At 18.7% G+C, this 18,727-nt stretch carries 14 protein-coding genes; 1 reads left to right on the top strand and 13 read right to left on the bottom strand.

From position 1 onward, the window contains the following. Window positions 1–28 precede the first annotated feature (28 nt). The 8 genes from recD to AB4W60_RS02010 form a co-directional block, all read right to left on the bottom strand. The gene (gene recD, locus AB4W60_RS02045; protein ID WP_367676078.1) at window positions 29–1,825 is read right to left on the bottom strand and encodes an exodeoxyribonuclease V subunit alpha; all 1,797 of its coding nucleotides are present in this window, start codon (window positions 1,823–1,825) and stop codon (window positions 29–31) included. Further along, window positions 1,825–4,992 (bottom strand): exodeoxyribonuclease V subunit beta, encoded by a 3,168-nt coding sequence (recB, locus tag AB4W60_RS02040; RefSeq protein WP_367676331.1) that lies wholly within the window; start codon window positions 4,990–4,992, stop codon window positions 1,825–1,827. The genes recD and recB overlap by 1 nt, the downstream gene beginning before the upstream one ends. A gap of 47 nt (window positions 4,993–5,039) precedes the next feature. Continuing rightward, entirely contained in the window at window positions 5,040–5,309 is a 270-nt protein-coding gene (locus AB4W60_RS02035) for a UvrD-helicase domain-containing protein (RefSeq protein ID WP_367676077.1), read from the bottom strand. A gap of 3 nt (window positions 5,310–5,312) precedes the next feature. After that, window positions 5,313–8,462 (bottom strand): exodeoxyribonuclease V subunit gamma, encoded by a 3,150-nt coding sequence (locus tag AB4W60_RS02030; protein WP_367676076.1) that lies wholly within the window; start codon window positions 8,460–8,462, stop codon window positions 5,313–5,315. Between the two features lie 39 nt (window positions 8,463–8,501). Continuing rightward, on the bottom strand, window positions 8,502–9,341 hold the full coding sequence (gene mscS, locus AB4W60_RS02025) for a small-conductance mechanosensitive channel MscS (protein WP_367676075.1): 840 nt from the start codon (window positions 9,339–9,341) through the stop codon (window positions 8,502–8,504). A gap of 137 nt (window positions 9,342–9,478) precedes the next feature. Beyond that, window positions 9,479–10,567, bottom strand: a complete 1,089-nt coding sequence (gene fbaA / locus AB4W60_RS02020) for a class II fructose-bisphosphate aldolase (RefSeq protein WP_367676074.1) — start codon at window positions 10,565–10,567, stop codon at window positions 9,479–9,481. Between the two features lie 14 nt (window positions 10,568–10,581). Beyond that, window positions 10,582–11,742 (bottom strand): phosphoglycerate kinase, encoded by a 1,161-nt coding sequence (locus tag AB4W60_RS02015; protein WP_367676073.1) that lies wholly within the window; start codon window positions 11,740–11,742, stop codon window positions 10,582–10,584. Between the two features lie 52 nt (window positions 11,743–11,794). Then, window positions 11,795–12,388 carry a YhgN family NAAT transporter gene (locus AB4W60_RS02010; RefSeq protein ID WP_343188520.1) on the bottom strand — a complete coding sequence of 198 codons (594 nt, stop codon included), beginning with the start codon at window positions 12,386–12,388 and terminating at the stop codon, window positions 11,795–11,797. A gap of 184 nt (window positions 12,389–12,572) precedes the next feature. Here AB4W60_RS02010 and asd point away from each other — a divergent pair, with 184 nt between their 5' ends. Continuing rightward, a complete protein-coding gene (gene asd, locus AB4W60_RS02005) occupies window positions 12,573–13,700 on the top strand; it encodes an aspartate-semialdehyde dehydrogenase (protein WP_367676330.1) in 1,128 nt (375 codons plus the stop codon). Between the two features lie 207 nt (window positions 13,701–13,907). Here asd and nadD read toward each other — a convergent pair whose 3' ends face one another. The 5 genes from nadD to leuS all read right to left on the bottom strand — a co-directional run bounded on the left by nadD (window position 13,908) and on the right by leuS (window position 18,682). Beyond that, window positions 13,908–14,552: a nicotinate-nucleotide adenylyltransferase gene (gene nadD / locus AB4W60_RS02000; RefSeq protein WP_367676072.1), complete on the bottom strand. Its 645-nt coding sequence runs from the start codon at window positions 14,550–14,552 to the stop codon at window positions 13,908–13,910. A gap of 16 nt (window positions 14,553–14,568) precedes the next feature. Continuing rightward, on the bottom strand, window positions 14,569–15,183 hold the full coding sequence (locus AB4W60_RS01995) for a hypothetical protein (protein WP_367676071.1): 615 nt from the start codon (window positions 15,181–15,183) through the stop codon (window positions 14,569–14,571). Between the two features lie 77 nt (window positions 15,184–15,260). Further along, a complete protein-coding gene (locus AB4W60_RS01990) occupies window positions 15,261–15,560 on the bottom strand; it encodes a hypothetical protein (RefSeq protein ID WP_343188517.1) in 300 nt (99 codons plus the stop codon). A 13-nt stretch (window positions 15,561–15,573) separates the two neighbouring features. Continuing rightward, on the bottom strand, window positions 15,574–16,116 hold the full coding sequence (locus AB4W60_RS01985) for a hypothetical protein (RefSeq protein WP_367676070.1): 543 nt from the start codon (window positions 16,114–16,116) through the stop codon (window positions 15,574–15,576). A gap of 4 nt (window positions 16,117–16,120) precedes the next feature. Beyond that, on the bottom strand, window positions 16,121–18,682 hold the full coding sequence (gene leuS, locus AB4W60_RS01980; RefSeq protein ID WP_367676069.1) for a leucine--tRNA ligase: 2,562 nt from the start codon (window positions 18,680–18,682) through the stop codon (window positions 16,121–16,123). Between the last annotated feature and the right edge of the window lie 45 nt (window positions 18,683–18,727).

Genomic DNA, 18,727 nt, shown 5'->3' with positions numbered 1-18,727 from the left:
AAATAATTTTTTTCAACAAAAAATTTTTTTATTTTCTTTTATTTAAATATAAAAATTTTTCCACCATTCCACTATCTCTTCTTCCTTCATTGTTTATAATTTTATTTAATATTTTTTTTCTTGAATAAATCGATACAGTTTTTTTTGCTCTTGTTACTGCTGTGAAAATTAATTCTTTTGTTAAAAAATTAGAAAATTTTTCCGGAATAATTAGTGATATATTTTCAAATTCAGAACCTTGTGATTTATGTACAGTTATAGCCCATGCTGTTTCATATTCATTAATTAAATATGTTTTTACTTTTTTAATATTATTATTTTTAATAAAACATACGCTCATTTCTTTGTTTTTATCTTTAATTGTTATTCCAATATCTCCATTTGACAATTTTAGTTCATTGTTATTTTTGATTATCATTATAGGTTTTCCTATATACCAATCATTAATTTTGTCATATTGAATAATATTTTCATTCATCATTTGTTTTTCTATTTTTTTATTTATTTTTTTTATTCCTAGTTTTCCTATTCTCATCATACATAATACTTTGTTTTGATTAAATATTTTAATAATTTTTTTTGGATTTAATTCATTTTTTACAGATAACCAGTATAATTTATAGTTATTTACTATTTTTATGATCATATTATTATATTCATAATCTGATTTAACATCAAAAAAAATAATTTTACTATTTTTTTTATTTATTATTTTATATATTTTATGTATTTCTTTTTTATATATTGCTACTGCTAAATTGTGAATATCAGATTTAGATGAAAATCTATAATTTTCTTTTAATTTACATATATTGTTTCTTATAAAATTATTATTTTGTTTTTTTGTTATATTGTAAAAATAAGATACATCTTTTAAAAATGATCCATGTTTGACAGGGTATAATTGATTAGGATCTCCAACAAATATTATTTTAGTATCCCTATTTATTATGTTTAGTAATTTACTCATTATATATGAATCAACCATAGAAGATTCATCTATAATAATTAAATCTATGATATTTAAAAATTCTTTTTTTTTGTTTATTATATTTTCTTTTTCATTTTTTTTATTTTTTTCTAAAAATTTATGTATAGTTTCTATTTTATAATTTATTATTTGTTTATTTAATAATTTATCTAGTTTAATAGAATTTTTTATAGATTCTTTTAATCTAAAAGTTGCTTTACCTGTTGGAGCTAATAGTTTTATTTTTGTATTTGGTTTTGATAGTTTTATAAAATATTTTAATATTGTAAATATAGTAGTTGTTTTTCCTGTTCCAGGCCCTCCTATAATAAATGTTATTTTACGTTTTAAGGCCATGCTAATAGCTTTTTTTTGTGTTAAATCATAATTTTCATTATTAGATAATTTATATATAATTTTATTATATTTTTTATTATTTATTTTTGTATTTATATTAATATTTTTTTTTATAAATTCAAAAATTTGTACTTCTTCTTTCCAAATTTTATTTAGATATAGTTTTTTATTATTTAAAATAATTGGTTTATTAAGAAAATTTTTTTTATCACCAATTATTTTGCTGCTTTTCAGTTTTAAATTCCAATTTATATTATTTCCTATAATATCAAATATTTTTTTTATTAAATTATTATTATTAAATAATTTTGGATTTATTTTACTAATAGGTAAACAACTATTTCCTTTTTGAAAATTATGACTTAAACATACTATAGATATGAATATTTTTTTATTTTCTATATTACATATAGATTCGGCAAAATATATATCAATATAATTAATTATTGATTTTTTAGCTGCTTGTTTTAATAATTTTATTATCTTTGTGTTTTTCATTAATCAAATAATTTATCTAAACTTTTAATTAAATTTTCTTCAGGTATTTTATAGAATATCCCTTCTTTTATATTTTTACTTTTAGCTGCTCTTATAAAGAAGTAAAATATACCTCCAAAATATTTTTTGAAATCATATTTTTTTATTTTACTTTTTAAATATCTATGTAGAGCTAAACTATATATGTGATATTGTATATCATATCTATATTTTTTTATCTCTTTAATTAAATAATCAAATTTATAATTTTGATTGTTTTCTCCTATCCAGTTTGATTTGTAATCAAGAATATAATATTTTTTACTCCACTTAAATATTAGATCAATTTTTCCGTAAAAAATTCCTTTTGTATCAGTAAATTTTATATTTTTAGAAGCATTTGATATATTATCAAATTTTTTAATTACTTCATTAAACTTTATTTCAGTTATTCTATTTTTTATAAGCAAATAAAAGTTTAATTCTTTTATTAAATTTTCTTCTTTAATTTTACATAGATATAAATTTTTAATATTTAATTTTTTATTTAAAATATATTTAGTCCATTGTAAAACTATATTTAACCATTTATAATTAAAATTGTATTTTTTTAATATTTGATGTATTAGTTTTATTTTTATTTTTTGTTTAAAGTTTATTTTTTTTAGAATTTCATGCATTAATAAACCAGTATTTAATCCTTGAGGAAAGTTTTTAATTGTTAAATTATTTTTATTTTTTATATTTTTATTTAATTTTTTATTATTAAACTCTAATTTATTATTTTTTTTTATATTTGAATAGCTTAAAATACTCCATTTTTCTTTTTTTATTAAATTTATATCAGTATTTGTTTTTTTAAAATCTATCATATCTGATTTAATTTCTGTAATTTTTTCTTTTTTATATAAATTATTTGTTAATATTTCTATATTGCTATTTTTTTTTCTTATTAATTTATTAATTGTTTCATTAATTGTTAAATCTTTATTATTTTTTAGCAAATAACCTATAGGGCTAGAATATTTTATATTGTACTTTTTATAATATTTTATATTTTTATCATTGATTAATTCTTGTGATATACTCAAACTACAGTGCCATATTGATCTTGTTAATGCTACATATATTAATCTTAATTTTTCTGACATCATTTCATTTATATGTTTATTGATATTTTTTTTTGTAACTTTGAAATTTAAAGTATTTTTTTTAGTTTTTGGATTATAATAAGTTCCATTTTGAACTTTTAGAAAATTAATAGCAAAAGGAAACCATACTATAGGATATTGCATTCCTTTAGATTTATGTATGGTATTAATAACTACAGAATTTAAATCATTGTTTTTTATAATTTCTTCTTCTTTTATTTTTTTTGTATTTGTTATTTTTCTTTGAATCCAATATATTAAATAAGTTTTATTTTTAATTTTTTCAGATTTTTTTTGAATTAATTCTCCTAAATGTAAAAAATTATTTATTTTTTGTTTTGATATAAAATGTTTATTTAAATTATTTTTTAACATGTACTCTATTAAATTTTTTATTAGTTCTAATATTCCTAGTGTATTCCATATAATTTTATATTTATAAAGCTTTTTAGCTAAATTCTGATAATTATATTTTTTATTATTATCATATTTGTCTAAAGATTTTATTTTATTTTGAAAAATACTAGAAAGTAATACTTGATTTATAAATTTTTTTGAAGGGGGATTAGCTAAAGCTTGTAATATCCATAATATTTCTTTTGCTTCTAATGTTGAAAATACGCTATTTTTTTCTGATAAATATAATGTATTTATATTGTATTTATTCATAGCTTGTTGTATTTTTAAAGCTTCGTTTTTGTTACTAACTAATATAACTATATCTTTTTCTTTTATTTTTTTTGTTACTTTTCCTTTTTTTAATATAGCCTTACCTTCAATACTTTTTTGTAATAAATAATTTATTTCTTTAGCACATATTTTTGATGACCATTCAGTATATTCTTTTATATTTGTTTTGCAATTTTTATACATCCAAATTTTTAAAGCAGAATATTCTTTATTATTTACTTCTATTTTTATTTTATTACTATTTTTAGTATATTTTACTGGAATAAACTCTAATTCTTTTATAAAAAAAGGTTTTTTTATTCTTGAAAATAAATAGTTTATACTACTTATCATGCTTTTTGATGATCTCCAATTATTATTTAAATAATAATGGTTTTTGATTTTTGATTTTATATTGAAATAATTAAATATATTACTTCCTCTAAAATTATATATAGATTGTTTTGGATCTCCTACTAATATTAATATAACATTTTTACTATTAATATATATTTCTTTTAAAATTATATTTTGTTCATTATCTGTATCTTGAAATTCATCAACTATAGCTATTGGATATATTTTTCTTATATATTTTAAGATATTTTTTGATTTATTTTTATTTTTTAATATATATTTTGATAATCTTACTATGTCACTAAATTCTATTAATGAAATTTGTTTTTTAATTTCTTTTATTTTTTTCCTTATTTCTTTGATAGATTTAGCATATATAATATCTATTAGAAATATAGGTTTTTTTAGAAAATTTTCTATATTTTTTAAAAAAAATAATTCTTCACTATTAATAATTTTATTTTTTTTACTTATTTCTTTTATTGAGAAATATTCTAATTCTTTAGGTATTTTATAATATAAAACATCATTTTTTACCCAATTAGAGATTTTTTTTGAATAGTTTATAATAGTTTTTTTATAAAATTTATTTTTTATTTTTGATATTATATTTTTTATTAAAATTAGTTCGTTGTCTATCCAATATTTTTTAAAAATATTTATATTAGATAATATTTTTTTATTTATATATTTTATTTGATATTTTGTATAATTAGGATATTTTATATCTACATAAGTATTATTTAAATAAGGTTTTATATTATTTAATAGCTTTTTAGGATTTTTGATTTCTGTATGTATAATATTAGTTAATGAAGTAGATAAATTATAAAAATTTTCTCTCCAGAAGTCTGTTGTTGCAGTTTCATATATCTCTTCTTCATTATAAATAATTCTATTATTAGTAGTTATATATTCATGTTGAAATATATCTATTTCTAATATTTTCTTGCAAAATGAATGTATTGTATATATTGAAGAATTATCTAATGTATTTTCTGCTTTTGTCAGTAAAGATATAGCTTTTTTTATATCTTTTATTTTTTTGAATAGTTCATTTATTTCTTTAATATTACTTTTTTTTTAAAGCAAGCTAGTTTTAATTCATATACATTATTTTTAATTCTTTTTTTTAGCTCATCTACAGCTAAATTAGTAAATGTTATAATTAAAATTTTTTCTACTGGTAAACTTTTAGGATAATCTATACCTAATAATAATTTTAAATATATTAATGATATAGCATGAGTTTTACCTGTTCCTGCTGATGATTCAATTATCATATCTTCATTAATATTGATATTTATTATATCTATTTTCTTTTGCATTTATTAGTTTATTTTTAAGTTAGTATTATTTTTTAAAATTGGCATTAACCATTTTTTTGATGCACTACATATTTTATTTATATAGTAATCATCTATTTTATTTATAATTTTACTAATATATATATCTTCTCTTTCTCCATATATTATAAAATTTCCAAACCACGTATTTAATAAATTTTTTTCTGCTTTTTTATGTACTTGATTATTTTTCGATAAACTATTATTCTTAGTATTATATATAGTACTTAACCATTTTTCTCCAGATTTTGTTAATAGGATTGGTGTCATTAAACCTTCTTTATATCCTTTAATATATTTTTTTAAATTCTTAAAAGCTATTTCTTTATTTATATTTGAAAAATACCATTTTGTATTTTTTTGTCCAATAAAAATACTATTTCCTAATCCTCCTGAAAGACAATACACAAGATGTTCTAGCCATAAAGATAATCCGTCATATATATTTAATATACCTGGTCTCCAGCGTACTAATCCTGTTTTATATGTTTTTAAATAATTATTTTCGATCCTTAGTAACTTAATTTCTGAATTTATGTATTTTTCTGTATTGATATCTACATAATTATTTATTTTTTGTGCTATTTGTTCCATTTCTTTTATTTGTTTGTTCCATATTATTTCACCAAATTTACCTATTGGTAATTGATTGTTTGTTTTATATTTTTTAAAAAGTATATTTATATCTTTTTTATATAAAATTTTATCTAAGATCTCTGTGTTGATTTTATAAATATCTAGATTATTTGGTTGAAATATTTCATTTTCATATAAGTTTTCTATTTGATAAAAATTTTTAATTTGTAATCTATAATTAAAAAAGAAACGTATTGGATTTTTCCAAAATTTTAACAGATTTTTAAAAGATATTTTTTTTTCAATTTGTTCTATATTATAGAATTGTTTTTCTATTAAATATTTATTTTTATAACATATATTTTTTTTGCTTATTTTATTTATTTTTTTTGTGTTAATTTTTTTTATTTTATTTTCTTTTAATGATTTTTTCTTTATATAAAATTTATATTTTATATAATTTATTAATTTATTTAATACTGAAGTAGTATTTATTATATTCTGAGAGTTTTTTTTTATGTAACTAATGTAAAATATTTTTTGTGCAGATATCAATGAATTTAAAAAAAATATTTTATTATAATTTAAATAATTTAAGTTATTATTTATTTTTTTAATTGAATCTACTAAAAAATAATATTTATTTTTAATTGTTGTTTTGATAAAAAATTTTTGATTTAGACCTATTATACAAACAACTTTAAAAGGAAAATAGCTTAAATAATTTATATTACTAAAACATATTGAACCATCTATTATATGATTATTTGATTTTTTATTTATATTATTTAATATTTCTTCTCTTAATAGATTAATTGATATTTTATCTTTATTTTTGGATTTTAGTCCATTATACAAAATTTTTTTCCAAGTTTTTTCTATAAGTTTTAGTTCTTTTTTTGAATCTTCTTTTTTATCAAAGAAATCACTAGTAAATTTTTGATATTTTTTTATCCAATATTTTATTGTTTTGGGTTTTTGAAAAATTTTTCGCCATTTGTTTAATTTTATCAATAAAATTATAAACTTTTCAATTAACCTATTAAACAAATTATTAGGTTCATAATAAGGTATTATATTATCAAATATATTATCTTGATCCATAGCATATCCTAATAAAATTTTTTTGATTCCTACTTTCCATGTATTAATATTTATATTTTTTAAATTAATTTTTTTGTTTATATGCTTTTGATCAAAACCCCATTGTACACCTAATTCTTTTATCCATTTATATAATAATTTATATTCTTCTTGATTAATTTTAAATTTTTTTGAAATACTATCCATTTCTAAAAACTCAATTATTTGAATATTAGATAGTTGACTATCTCCTAATTTCATTAACTTATAAAAATTATTAAATAATATACTTTTATCACTAAATTTTTCATCTATAATTTTAACTTTAAAGTTTTTTTTAAAAACTGATTTTATAATATGAGAGTATTTTTTAATATTATTGCTCATCACAATAATTTCATGTGGTAAAATATCGTTTTTTTTATTTAAAATTTTTTTAATATTTTCATATAATTTTTCTATTTCTTCTCTTATATTATTTGTTGCTTTTACACAAAAAGAACTATCTTCAAGTTCTATAGTATTATTTTCTTTTATCTCTTTTTTGTTTATGTTATTACCATTAAATAAAGAATTAAATTTTTTATTTAAAATTTCTTTTTTAATTGTATTTAAGATATTTTTTTCTGTTCTTATGAAGAATTTCTTTTCTTTTATATTTTTACATTTTAATTTAGATATAAATATATTTTTGTTCTGTTCTACTAATGAAATTGTTTTAAATATTTTTCCTTTGATCTTACTTTCTGTAAAATTAGTAGTTTTTTTGTTATAAAAAATGCTATTACTAATTAGTATATAAATATCACTATACTTATTTAAAATTTTTAATATTATAATATAAATAGGTTCTAAAAAATTTATACAACATAAAAAAAATCTTTTAGGAATTAATTTATTTTTTTTAGACTTTAAAATCTCTTTTTCAAAAAAATTATATGTATTAAATGATTCTTTATTGTTTTTATTTTTTTTATTAAAAATACATTTCCATAATTTTATTTGCCATATATATTGACTATTTATTTTTTTTTTGTTTGATATTTTTTCTAAAAATAAAGGATCATATAACATGTATTGTTTGAATAATTTTGCTATATATTTTGCTAAGCTAAAATTTTGTAATTCATAATTTATAATTTCTTTTTCTTTTATTTCTTTATTATCTTTTACTATTTTTTTAAAATTATTTAAAGAAAACAATTTCCATGTTAGTAATTCATCATCCAAAAATATTCTTTTAAAAAAAAATATGTTAAAATATTTTAACAAAAAATTTTTAAATAACATAATTTCTATATTAGCGCATATTCCTATATGTTTAGTTATTAGTATTTGTATTGGTTGTATTAATTTTGTACTAGGAACTAATATAATTTCAGGTTTTAATAAATTTTTTGCTGGTGTTTTTTTAATAACTTTATCTATTTTTTTAATTAGAATATTTAATTGATTAGAATAATATATATTAAACATTATTTTTTCCAGAGATAATTATATTAAATATTAATGTTTTTATAAAAATACGTTTATATTTATTTTATTACAGTTAATATTAATGTTATTTTTATCTAATGATTTTTTAAATTTGCTCATTAAATCCCAGTATACTGAATTATATTCATCTATTTTACTCCAACATCTAATAGTAAAATATATAGCTTCTAAATCAATTTTTTTTATTCCAATTATTATATCTTTATCTTTTATTACTCTATTTTCTTCATTTATCACTTTTTGTATTATTTTTTTTACTAAATCAATATCTGAATTATATGATACAACAATTATAAATTCATTTCTTCTTATAGGTTCTCTTGAATAGTTTATAATACTTCCATTAATTATTTTACTATTAGGTATTACTGCTATTTTACCGTCTACTGTTTTTAATATAGTATAAAAAATATGTACATTTAAAATAGTGCCTAATATACCTCCTAAATCAACATATTCTCCTGTACGTAATGTTCTTAATGTTACTAGAATAATTCCTGCAGATAAATTAGATAAAGATCCTTGTAAAGCTAAACCTATTGCCATTCCCGCAGTTCCTAATACCGCAATTATTGAAGTTGTTTGTACTCCTATTTTGCTTAATGAAGCAATTACTGTAAATGTAATTATACTGTAACGCATGATTGAGGATATAAAATTAGAAATAGTAATATCAATATTTCTTAAAATTAACACTTTATTTATTCCATTAGATATAATCTTTGCAATTGATTTACCAATAATAAAAATGGCTATAGCCCAGATTATATTTATAATATAATGTATTAATAATTCTCTATTTATTGTTACCCAATCATTTATATGATAAATATCATATATTAAATTAAATTTTTCCATTTTTATTTTATAGCTCTAAAGATCTAACAAAAATATATTTTTATAAAAAATAACAGAGATATTTTTTTATTACTCTCTGTTATTTTTTTAAAAATGTTAGTTAATATTTACAATTGTATAATTTGATTTATTTATTCTTATAAAGTATTTTTAGAATTTGTTTGTTCAAATGAAATATTCAATCTATTTATTATAGATTTTTGTGCATAACGTATCCAGCTTCTAGGATCATAATATTTTTTGTTAGGACTATTTTTATTTTTTTTGTTCCCTATTTGTTTATTTAAATATTCTTTATTTTTTTTATAATATTTAAATACTCCTAACCATGTAGCCCATTGTATATCTGTATCTATATTTATTTTTATTACTCCATATTTTATAGATTTTTGTATATCTTCTATATTAGATCCTGATCCACCATGAAATACAAATTTAAGTGGTTTGTTATCTTTTATTTTTTGTTTTTTACTTACATAAATTTGAGATTCTTTTAAAATAGATGGTTTAAGATTTATGCTTCCTGGTTTATATACTCCATGAACATTACCAAAAGATGCAGCTATAGTGAAATTTTCGCTAATCTCATTTAACTTTTCAAATGCATAATTTACATCTTTTGGTTTTGTATATAAAAAAGATTTTTTAATTTTAGAATTGTCTATTCCATCTTCTTCTCCTCCAGTACATCCTAATTCCATTTCTAAAGCCATATCAATTTTATTCATATTTTTAAAATATTTTTTACATATTTTTAAATTTTCTTCTATATTTTCTTCAGATAAATCTAACATATGAGATGTAAATAATGGTTTACCAGTTTTATAAAAAAATTCTTCTCCTTTAATTATTAATCCATCAATCCATGGTAGTGATTTTTTATTGCAATGATCAGTATGAAGAATTACAGGAATATTATAATGTTCAGCCATTAAATGTACATGATATGCACCTGATATTGCTCCTAAAATAGATATTTGATGATTTTTATAGTTAGCATTATTTATGCCTTTACCTGCAATAAAAGCAGATCCTCCTAGAGAAAATTGAATAATTATCGGAGAATTTGATTTGCTGGCTGCTTCCATAGTTGAATTAATTGAATCTGTATTTATACAATTTACAGCCGGTATAGCAAATTTATTTTTTTTTGCAAAATTAAACAATTTATTTGCTTCATACCCATTAAGAACCCCAGGTTTTAAAATATTAAATATTTTTTGCATTTTATTCCTTTTTTTTAAAATATACTTCTTTTTTCTAGTTCTTCTATAATTGGTAATGTATTACCTTCTATTAATTTTAAAAATGCCCCTCCTCCTGTAGATATATAAGATAATTTATTTTTTATCTTAAACATTTCGATTGCTGCTAAAGTATCTCCTCCTCCAGCAATAGATAGACCTTTATTTTTTGCTATAGCTTTAGCTATAATTTCCGTACCTTCTCTAAATTTTTTAAATTCAAAAACACCAACAGGCCCATTCCATATTATTGTTTTTGCTTTTTTTATTATTTTTGCCATTTTTATAGCACTATCATTTCCAAAATCTATTATTTCTTCATTGTTGGATATATTAAAAACTTTTTTTGTTATGAAATCAGCGTTTTCATTAAATTCACTTACTACTTTTGAGTCATGTGGTAAAATAAGATTATTGTATTTTTGTTTTAATATTCTTGCCTTATCTATAAACTTTGATTCATGTAATGATTTTCCTATATTATTATTTATTGCTAAAAAAGTATTTGCTATACCTCCTCCTACGATAACATAGTCTGAAATTTGTAATAATTTATCTAATATTCCAAATTTTGTAGATATTTTAGCTCCTCCGACTATTGATACCATAGGACGAATTGGATTGATCAATGCTTTTTTTAAGTATTTTAGTTCTTGGGTCAATAATAGACCAGCGCAAGTTTTCTTTGCTTGTTTAGCTAATGAGTGAGTTGAAGCATGGGATCTATGTATACATCCAAAAGCATCCATTACAAATACATCACATAGATTTGCATATTTTTTTGCTAGTTCTGAGCTATTACTTTTTTCTCCTATATTAAAACGAACATTTTCTAAAATAATTAAAGTTTTTTTCTTAAATTCAATTTTTTCTGGAAGATCTTTAATAAATATAATTTCTATATTTTTTAATATTTTTTTAAGATATAAACTTACTATCTTTAAAGATAAATTTTCATCATATTTACCTTCTATAGGTCTACCTAAATGAGATAATAGTATTACTTGAGAGTTTTTACTTAAAGCATATTTTATTGTTGGCAAAGATGCTTCAATTCTTGCATAAGACTTTATTCTTTTATTTTTTATTGGAACATTTAAATCAGATCTTATGAGAACTCTTTTGTTATTTATGTTTAAATCAGTTATTTTAATCATATTTTTCTTATTTTATATTTACTAAATTTTTAAATTGTGAATCAATTATATGTTATATTTTAAACCAAGATCTAATTCCGTCTAAAAACATTTGTGTAGATAACATTATTAAAATTAATCCCATTAGACGTTCTAACGCATTTACTCCTTTAGATCCAAAAATACGAAGAAATACACCTGACAATAATAATATAATTAATGTGATAATCCATGCTATTATTAATGATACAGATAAGTAAATCATTTGATTAGGATATTGATGTGATAATAGCATTAAAGTTGCTAATAATGAAGGACCAGCAACTAATGGAATAGCTAATGGTACTAAAAATGGTTCTTCTCCAACTGATATTCCATTATTATTGTTTTCTTTAGTAGGAAAAATCATATTAATAGCTATTAAAAATAATATTATTCCTCCTGAAATAGATACCGTTTCTGTTCTTAAATTTAGTATAGATAATATTTTTTCTCCAGCAAATAAAAATAATATCATAATAATTAGCGCTATTATCATTTCTCTAATTAATACAATCTTTCTTCTTTTAGGTGTAAAATTTTTTAATACAGACATAAATATTGGTAAATTACCTAATGGATCCATAATTAATAATAGTAATATAATTGAAGATATCATATCATTCATATTTTTTTCCTTATTTTTTATTTTTTCTTTTACTATTTTTATAATAAATAAACTTATAAATATTTTATTAAAATTTGTTTTTATGAAATTATTTTTTGCTTTTTAAATAAAAATATTCATAGTATAATTATTTTTTATTATTTTTAATATTAAATATTATTTTATAACAAAAAAAGAGAAAATTATCATGAAATCTGTGGGATTTATTGGTTGGAGAGGTATGGTTGGTTCTGTTCTTTTAGATAGAATGAAAGAGGAAAAAGATTTTAATAATATTATTCCTATATTTTTTTCAACTTCTCAAATTGGAAGTACTGTTCCTAATATAAATAGTAGTTTTATAAATAAAGTTTTGTATGATGCATTCGATATTTCATTATTACGAGAACAAGATATTATCTTGACTTGCCAAGGAACTAATTATACTAAAAAGATATATGATAAACTTAGATCTTCTGGTTGGGAAGGTTATTGGATAGATTCTTCTTCTTATTTGCGTACACGTAATGATTCTTGTATTGTTTTAGATCCTGTTAATTATGATTTAATTATTAATAAAATTAATGAAGGTTTTAAAACTTTTGTAGGTGGAAATTGTACTGTTAGTTTGATGTTATTAGCTTTAGGTGGTTTATTTAATGATAAATTAATTGAATGGATTTCTGTTGCTACATATCAAGCTGCTTCTGGAGCAGGATCTAAACATATGTTTGAATTGTTAAAACAGATGAATTTTTTATCTAAATATATTGATTTAGACTTAAAAAATGATTTATCTTCAAATATTTTAAGTATAGATCGTAAAGTTACTAATTTAATTAATTCTGATAGATTACCTAAAAATAATTTTAAAGTTCCTTTAGTTGGTAGTTTAATACCTTGGATTGATAAGACTTTTTCCTACGGTATTAGTAAAGAAGAATGGAAAGGTCAGTTTGAAACAAATAAAATTTTAGGAATAGATAATGAAAATTTATTTTTAATAGATGGAATATGTGTACGTATTAGTACTTTACGTTGTCATAGTCAATATTTTACAATAAAATTAAAGCATGATATTCATATTAATGATATTATTCAAATAATATATAATCATAATAAATGGGTAAAAATTATACCTAATGATTCAGAATCTACTATTTCAAAACTAAATCCTTCTGTTACTTCTGGTACTTTAGATATTCCAATAGGTCGTATTAGAAAACTTAATATTGGGAAAAAATATTTATCAGCATTTACTGTAGGAGACCAATTATTATGGGGAGCAGCTGAACCTATTAGAAGAATGTTAAATATATTAATTAAACAATAATTAAATATATTTAAAATAAAACTTAACTCCTATATTAATATAATTATTTTATATAATTATATAATTTCTTTTTATTAATTAAATTATTAGTAATTATCATAATAAATTAACGTTTATATTTATAATATTTTTAATTATTATTAATATTTCTATATATCTTAGTCTTATAAGGTTAAATATTTTAATTTTTTATATTAATTTTATATTTTAGAAATATATATTTTTTTTATTAATGTAATTTAATACTTTTTTAGGTAGCATGTTATTGCATGATATGCCTTCTTTTATATTTTTTCTTATTTGTGTTGAAGATAAATTAATAAAAGGGGCATTAGATATAAATATTAATCCAAACGCATGATTAGTTAGCATATTTTTTTTATTTGTTATATAAGGAGTTATTTTTTTTTCAAAAAAAATTTTATTTTTTTTATTAATAATTTTTCTTCTATAAACTATTAAATGACTTATTTTCAATATTTTTTTCCATTTATGCCATTTATATAATTCAATTAAATTATCTTCTCCAATTATAAAAGCTAAAGATTTTTTATAACCTATTTCTTTTCTTATTTTTTTTAATGTATCTATAGTATAAAATGTATTATTTGACTTTATTTCTAAATAATTTAAATTAAACATTTTATTATTTTTTATAGCTAATTTAATCATTTTTAATCTATGTTTTATAGATGCAGTAGACTTAATTTTATTTAATGATTTTTTATTGGGTATTAAAGTTATTTTCTTTGATTGTAGTTCTTTTGCTAATGTTTTTGATATATTTAAATGACCATAGTGAATAGGATCAAAAGTTCCTCCTAAAATTATATTTAAAGTATTTTTTTTCATAATTTTCATTTAGTTATTAACATAATGTTAATGATAAATTAATTAGTTCTAACCAAACATTTTTCTTAAAATTTCTTTTGATTTTTAATTCTATTAAACTTATTAATTTTATTGAATTATATAATTTTTTATTATTTATTTTTTTTGATTTTTCTTCTAAATTATTATTTTTTGTTAAAATATTTTTGTTTAAATAATTTTCATAAATACAATATTTAGTTTTTCTTTTTAAATTTATAATATTTAATATAAAATTTTGTAATACTCTAATTAATATTACCGGACTATAATTTTGTATTTTAAAATATTGTAGAATTTTTATAGTTTTTTCTTGGTTTCCTTTAATAATATAATTAATCCATTGTGAGTATGTAAATCTATTTTCACATTCTATAATTTGTTGAATTTTTTTTCTATTTATTTTTTTATTTGGCCATATAAGAGATATTATATTTATAAAATTAATTAAACCTGTAAAGTTATCTATATAATTTTTTATTATTAACTCATGATTTATCTTGCTAATTTTTATTTTTAGTTTTTTAGATTTAAATTTAATCCATTCATATAATTCGTTTATTTTGGGTTTATTGCATTTTATAAAAACTATGTCTTGATTTGTTTTTAACATTTCTAAATAATTTTTATTATTTAATATATTTTTTTCAAAAAAAATAATACATATTATGTTTTTATTTTTTATTGATACTAAGTGTTGAATTTTTTTTTTATCTTTATGCTAAATGACTTTATATCAGTTTTGATTATTATAATTTGTTTTTTTTCTAAAAAATCTTGTTCATGAATTTTATAAAATATTTTATTAAAAATTTTATGATCTTCTACATAGAAGTTTTTAATTTTGTTAAAATTTTTTTTGTTACAATTTAAAATTATTTTTTCTGTGATTTCCTGCGTAACTTTAGTTTCATTACCTATTAAAAAATAAAAATTTTTTTTAAAAAAAGCGTTTTTATAAAATTCTATGCTATTTATATAATTTGTCATTTTATTTTAAGCCTTAATTTATATAACATTTTTGAATATTATTTTTATTTATTAAATATTCAATTAAAATTTTTTGTATTAATTTTTCTATAGCATCTTTTTTTATTGTTTTCTTTAAATTTTCATAAATTTCTTCTTTTTCATATATAAATTTACTACAACTTATAAACGATTTTACAATTTTAATACTATTTTTACATGACTGATTATTTATATTGATAATATAATTTATTTTAATATGAATATAATATTCATATAAATTATTTTTATTGCTTAAGTTATCGGATTTCTTTTTTTCTTTTATATCTAAAATAATTAATTCTGGCGTGTTTTTATTTTCTTTTGTTTTATTTAATATACTTACATTATAATAACTAAATTTTTCTCTTATTATTTCCTTAATAGAGTTATCATTTATTCTGCTATCATCTAATAATATATTAATTATAGGATCTATTTTAATTAATGCATTTTCTTCTAATACACATCCAGATATCATAAACATATTAATTAATAAAATTAATACTATTATCTTATATTTTTTGTCTTTGAACATATTATTAATATATAACAATATTTATAATTTTTTTAGGAATAAATATAATTTTTTTTATTTTCTTATTTTCAATATATTTATCTACTAATTTATCTTTTTTAATTTTATTAAAAATGTCTTCTTTAGTAAAATTTTTATTTATTTTAATTTTTCTTCTAGTTTTACCATTTATTTGTATGATAATTAAGTATTTATTACAAACAAGTAATTTTTTATTTAATACAGGCCATTTATGATCTTCTATATTATAATTTCCTTGTATTTCTTTCCATAGAGCACAGCTAAAATGAGGAGCAAAAGGATATAACATTTTTATAATTGATATTATTGATTCTTTAATTAATGAATTATTTTTATTTGTAATTAAATTGATTTCACTAATTTTGTTAGTAAATTTCATTATTGCAGATATAGCAGTGTTTAATGAATTTTTATTTTTTATATCTTCTGATACTTTTTTAATAGTTTCATGTAATTTTTGTTGTATTTTATTTATTTCTTTTATTTCGTTTTTTTTGTTATTACATTCAATTTTTTTTTCTATTTTTTGATTTATATAATTATATGTTATTCTCCATATTTTTTTTAAAAATCTACTCATACCTCTTATTCCTGCTTCATTCCATTCTAAATTATTTTCTATTGGAGCTGCAAAAATTACAAATAAACGTAAAGTATCTGAGCCATATTTTTTTATTATTTCATTTGGATTTACCCCATTGTTTTTAGATTTAGACATTTTAGTCATTCCTACATGTATCAATTTTTGTTTTGTGTTTTTTAAATATGCATTTTTTATTTTTCCTGATTTGTTGTATGTTATTAAGGCATCATTTTTTTTAATCCATTTTTGTTCTCCTTTTTTTGTTGTATAATAGAATGCATCAGATAATACCATACCTTGACATAATAATTTTTTTACAGGCTCATTTCCTTTTACTAGTTTAAAATCACGCATTAATTTATGGTAAAATCTAAAATATAGTAAATGCATTATTGCGTGTTCAATTCCTCCTATATATAAATCAACTGGTAACCAGTAACTTGTTTTTTTAGGATTAAGCATACCTTTTGTGAATTTAGGGCATGTATATCTAGCATAATACCATGATGATGCTATAAATGTATCAAATGTATCTTTTTCTAAAATTATATTTTTTTTATCATTAATTATAATATTATTATTACATAATTTTTTTTTATTATAAGATTTTGTATTTAGAGTTATTGGTAATTTATTCTCAGGAACATATGTAATTTTTTTATTATCTATTACACCCATAGGAATAGGTGTTCCCCAATATCTTTGTCTTGATATACACCAATCTTTAAGTTTAAAAAAAATTCTTTTTTTTCCTTTATTCATTTTGATTATTTTTTCTGAAATTATTTTATTCGCTTTTGTAATACTTAAACCATTGAATTCACCTGAATTACATAGTATGCTTTCATCTGTTTTTTTTAATTTATTTTTATTATCATTTTTTAATAAAACTTTTTTTATAGGTATATTATATTTTAATGCAAATTCAAGATCATTTTTATTGTGAGCTGGAACACATATTGCTGCTCCTGTTCCATAATCTGAGTAAATAAAATTCACAATCCATATTTGTATTTTTTCTTGATTTATAGGATTTATAGCTATTTCATTAGTATTTATTCCTATTTTTTCATTTTTTTTATAAAGATATTTATCTTTATCTAAATCATGAGATTTTATAAAATTGGTAATATTTAAGTTTTTATTTAAATATTTCTTTACAAAATCATGTTTATAAGATAATAATATACATGTTGTTCCCATTAATGTTTCTATTCTAGTAGTGTAAACTGATATTTTACTACTTTTATTATATACATTGAATATTATTTCCATTCCTTTTGATTTTCCAATCCAGTTTTTTTGCATTTTTTTAACTTTCTTAGGCCAATCATTTAGACTATTTAAATCATCTGATAATTCTTCAGCATATTTTGTAATTTTTATAAACCATTGATACATATTTTTTAATTTTATTTCTGAATTACAACGCCAGCATCTTTTATTAATTACTTGCTCATTTGCTAATACAGTTTTATCTGTAGGACACCAATTTACTAATGATTTTTTTTTATAAACTAATTTTTTTTTATATAATTGTATAAAAAACCATTGCTCCCATATAAAATATTCTTTTTTAGATGTATTTATTTCTCTACTCCAATCAAATGAAAATCCTAATTTTTTTAATTGTTTCTTCATATATGAAATATTTTTTTTAGTCCATATTTTTGCTGATGTATTATTTTTAATAGCTGCTTCTTCTGCTGGTAATCCAAAAGCATCCCATCCTATAGGATTTAAAACATTTTTCCCTAACATTCGATAAAATCTTGATATTACATCTCCTATTGTGTAATTTCTAACATGACCTATATGTAAATTTCCAGAAGGATAAGGTAACATAGATAAACAATAGAATTTTTTTCTATTTTTTTCTTCTTTGACTTTAAAAATTTTATTTTCTTCCCAGTATTTTTGGATATTGCTTTCTATAGATTTAAAATTATATTCTTTTTTCATTTTTTTTTATTTTTAAAGATAATAGTTATATATTATTTAATTATA

The sequence above is a fragment of the Buchnera aphidicola (Neophyllaphis podocarpi) genome, assembly GCF_964059055.1.
In the GTDB taxonomy this organism is placed as follows: domain Bacteria; phylum Pseudomonadota; class Gammaproteobacteria; order Enterobacterales; family Enterobacteriaceae; genus Buchnera_M; species Buchnera_M aphidicola_A.
The sequence above is the reverse complement of the archived record's forward strand: the minus strand, read 5'-3'. Positions and strand labels throughout refer to the sequence as shown.